At 66.9% G+C, this 3806-nt stretch carries 5 protein-coding genes; all 5 read right to left on the bottom strand.

The genetic code is table 11. From position 1 onward, the window contains the following. The coding region (locus WAW17_RS01915) for an SRPBCC family protein (protein ID WP_422331339.1) at nucleotides 1-834 on the bottom strand (834 nt) is incomplete at its 3' end. A gap of 5 nt (nucleotides 835-839) precedes the next feature. Then, complete coding sequence (locus tag WAW17_RS01910) at nucleotides 840-1451, bottom strand: hypothetical protein (protein WP_422331338.1); 612 nt, start codon at nucleotides 1449-1451, stop codon at nucleotides 840-842. A 185-nt stretch (nucleotides 1452-1636) separates the two neighbouring features. Further along, nucleotides 1637-2836 carry an SPFH domain-containing protein gene (locus WAW17_RS01905; protein WP_422331337.1) on the bottom strand — a complete coding sequence of 400 codons (1200 nt, stop codon included), beginning with the start codon at nucleotides 2834-2836 and terminating at the stop codon, nucleotides 1637-1639. Next, the gene (locus WAW17_RS01900; protein ID WP_422331336.1) at nucleotides 2837-3268 is read right to left on the bottom strand and encodes an NfeD family protein; all 432 of its coding nucleotides are present in this window, start codon (nucleotides 3266-3268) and stop codon (nucleotides 2837-2839) included. It abuts the gene before it with no gap. Nucleotides 3269-3276: 8 nt separating this feature from the next. Then, nucleotides 3277-3806: DUF3097 family protein (locus WAW17_RS01895; protein ID WP_422331335.1), on the bottom strand; the 530-nt coding region annotated here is incomplete at its 5' end.

The raw sequence follows: 3806 nt of genomic DNA, 5'->3' as shown, positions 1-3806 counted from the left end.
GTCCCGGATCTCGCCGTGCCACCCATCGATCTCCTCCGGGTGCAGCGCGGCCTGCGTCATCACGTGACGCTGGAAGTGTTTGAGCTCCAGCCGCATCCGACGGCCCTGTGCGCGCCAGATGTTGCCGGTCTTCTCGAACAGGCCCTTCGGGTGGTACTCGAGCACCACGACGATGCGTGTCAGATCGGGTGTGACTTCATGGAAGGTGACCGCACCGTCCACGTAGCCCTTGTCGCCCTTCGAACGCCAGATGATCCGTTCATAGGGCACCTGTTCGACGATCGTCGACTCCCAGGCCCGGCGTGACCAGAACACCTTGGCCTGCCACCGCATCTTCTCGTCCTCGATCTGTTCGACCTGCTCGAGCTTCTTCATGAACTGCGGGAAGTCGGCGAACTGCGTCCACTGGTCGTACGCCAGTTCCCTGGGCACACCGACGTCGATCTGCTCGACAATGTTGGTGAGCTTGAGTTTCTTGCCCTTCCCTTTGCCCTTACCGCCGCCGGTGACCGCGTCCTTGAGATCGCCGGCCTTCTGCTTCACCGTCTCCTTGACGCCGGCCAGGCCCCCGCCCAACGCCGACGACAGCGGCGATTTCCCCTCGGCGAGCTTCTGCGATCCGGTCACCGCGGCCAGCAGCCCCGAACCGCCCCCACCCTCGGCGTAGTCGGTGAGCCGCCCGGACGCGGATGTCACCTTGTCCGACACGGACGACAGTGCCCGATCGGCGAGGGTTCCGGCCAGCTTCTGCAACGATCCCTGCAGTGCCGACGAGAGACCCTGACCGTCCCCGTCCGCCCTCGTCGCTTCCGATTCCGGAGGTGTCTTGGCCATCGCACTCACCTCCCTGTGCGCCGCACCGGCGCGCTGTCCGTGGAGGACTCGGCGCGTGTGGCTTTCGACCGCGACCGTGCCTTACCGGTCGACTCCGGGACCCGGCGACGCGCAGGTGCGCGCTTCCGTGTCGCGGTCTTCTCGGCGTGCGGCGGCGGTTCCTCTTCACCGGAGTCGTCATCGGTGCGCTCGTCGAGATCTTCGCCTTCGTCCGTCTCCGAACGGGAGCGTCCGGTGAGTCCCAGGCCCCCGGTCAGGTCCCCCACCACATCGCCGGCGCCTTCCCCCACCCCGCCCACGGTCTCCCCCACCCCGCCCACGGTCTCTTCCGCGGTGCCCTGCAGTCGGTTGCTCAGCGAATCGATGCGCTGACTCGCGGCCGTGACCGCGGCGATCCGCATCGCATTCATCAGGTCACCGCGAACAGACTGCGAGACCTCGGCGAATTGCGGGGAGGACGACACCAACTTGACTCCGCGTTGGACCAATTGCCCAGGGCTGCCGGGAAATCGCCCGGTCGCCCCCGCCCCGGCCAGCATCAGCGCCAGTTTCATCTTGTGGGTGCGGCCCAGAAAATAGCCCACGCTGACCGCCGCCACGACTTGAGGTCTCACCATCGTCGAACTCCTTCACCGAATTGGTCTCGCGCTCCTCGTCGACAGCGTCGGCAATGGTGGTCGAGGCCGATCTGTGCAAGGGACGCTTCTATCCGACTACCCCGACGCTGTGATTCCAATCACAGCGGTAGATTTCGGTGACAATCCGTTGGTTCGGACAACAGTGAAGAGGCGACTGCAGACCCTCAGGGCGTTGCGGGCGGCGGGAGCTGACCCGGCGCGACGCCCCGATCCGGTGATGCCGGTTCGCTCGCGGTCCCCTCGGCGCCCCTGACCAGCGGCCCCGGACCCTCGACCGGCTTGCGTGCCTCCACCTCGGCCGCCCGCACGGCCTGGGCGATGGCCGGATCCGATTTGGTCTCGAACCATTCCGCAACCTCGTCGGAATCGTCCTCGGGCTTCGGCAGGTCTTCGCCGGCGGCCGACGGTTCGTACCGGAACACGCCGTCGTGGCCCTGCGCGCCGAGCGTCTTCGCGAAACCCTTCAACGCGTCCCCGAAGTCACTGGGCACCAGCCAGACCTTGTTGGCGTCGCCCTGCGCCATTTCCGGCAGTGTCTGCAGGTACTGGTAGGCGAGAAGTTCCGGGGTGGGCTTGCCGGATTTGATTGCGGCAAAGACCTTTTCGATGGCCTTGGCCTCGCCTTGCGCCTCGAGATACTTGGCTGCCCGATCACCCTGCGCACGCAGAATCCGCGACTGCCGCTCACCTTCTGCGCTGAGGATCGACGCCTGCTTCGCACCCTCGGCGGCCAGGATCCGGCTCTGCTTGTCGCCCTCCGCGGTCTTGATCGCCGATTCCCGATGCCCCTCGGCGGTGAGGATCATGGCCCGCTTCTCCCGGTCCGCCTTCATCTGCTTCTCCATCGATTCCTGGATCGACGGCGGCGGATCGATGCTCTTGAGTTCCACCCGGGCGACACGCAGACCCCACCGTCCGGTGGCCTCGTCCAGCACGCCCCGCAGTTGGCCGTTGATGGCGTCCCGCGAGGTCAGCGTCTCCTCGAGGGTCATACCGCCGACGACGTTCCGGAGGGTGGTGGTGGTCAGCTGCTCGACACCCACGATGTAGTTGTTGATCTCGTACACCGCGGCCTGCGGATTGGTGACCTGGAAGTAGACGACCGTGTCGATCGACAACGTCAGATTGTCCTGGGTGATCACCGGCTGCGGCGGGAACGAGACGACCCGCTCGCGCAGGTCCACCTTGGCCCGCACCCGGTCGACGAAGGGAATGAGGAAGGTCAACTGCCCGGACACCGTCTTCGAGTACCGGCCGAGGCGTTCGATCACCGCCGCACTCGCCTGCGGTACCAGCGTCACCGACTTGCCGACCACCAACCCCACGAACAACACGAGCACGATCAACACGATGAGTGCTGCCATCTACGGTCCCCTCCATACGACGGCGGTAGCGCCGTCAATCTCCATTACCGTCACGGTGGTTCCGACCGGGTACACCTCGGTGGTGTCGAGCGGCCGGGCCGTCCACACGTCCCCGCCCAACTTGATCTGCCCCGCGTGCTCGCCCACTTCCTCGAGAACCAGCGCCTGCTTACCCGTGAGCGCCGCGACTCCGGTGGGAGTGGGCGGCGGGGCTGCGAACCGTCGCAGCAACACCGGGCGGACGCCGAGGATCAGTGCCAGCGACGTGACCGCGAAGATCACGGCGTCGACCCACACCGGGAAGTCGGTCACCGCGGTGACCCCGGCGGTGGCGAGGGCGCCACCGGCCAGCATCAGGAGAAAGAAGTCTCCCGTCAATGCCTCCGCCGCGGCGAGCGCCACGCCCGCGATCAGCCAGATCACTGCAGTCACAACACCAGTTAACCAGAACTCTCGTCACCGTCGGTCACGAAGTCGACCAGCTGTTCGACCGCCCCGATCAGGGGTGCCTCGAGGTCGCGGAAACTGTTCACCGAGTCGTACACCCGGCGCCAGCCGTCCCGGGGCGTCCCCCAGCCCAGTTCCCGGCACACACCGGTCTTCCAGTCCTCGCCCCGCGGAATCTTCGGCCAGGCCGTGATCCCGACGGCCTTGGGCCGCACCGCCTCCCACACGTCGATGAACGGGTGCCCGGTGACGAGCACGTCCGGGCCCAGCCCGGTCGTCAGCTGCGTCTCCTTGGACCCGGTGACGAGGTGATCGACGAGCACGCCCACCCGCCGCCCGGGGCCGGGCTCGAAGCCGGCGAGCCGTTCCCCCAGGTTGTCGAGACCCTCGAGATGTTCGACGACGACACCCTCCACCCGCAGATCGTGGCCCCACACCCGTTCGACCAGGGCGGCGTCGTGCACACCTTCCACCCAGATCCTGCTGGCCCGTGCGGTCCGGGCCCGTACGTTGTCCACCCGGG

This window comes from Rhodococcus sp. (in: high G+C Gram-positive bacteria) (genome assembly GCF_049286785.1).
In the GTDB taxonomy this organism is placed as follows: Bacteria; Actinomycetota; Actinomycetes; order Mycobacteriales; family Mycobacteriaceae; genus Rhodococcus_F.
Note: the sequence above shows the minus strand (reverse complement) of the source record. Positions and strands in the feature narration are given on the sequence as shown.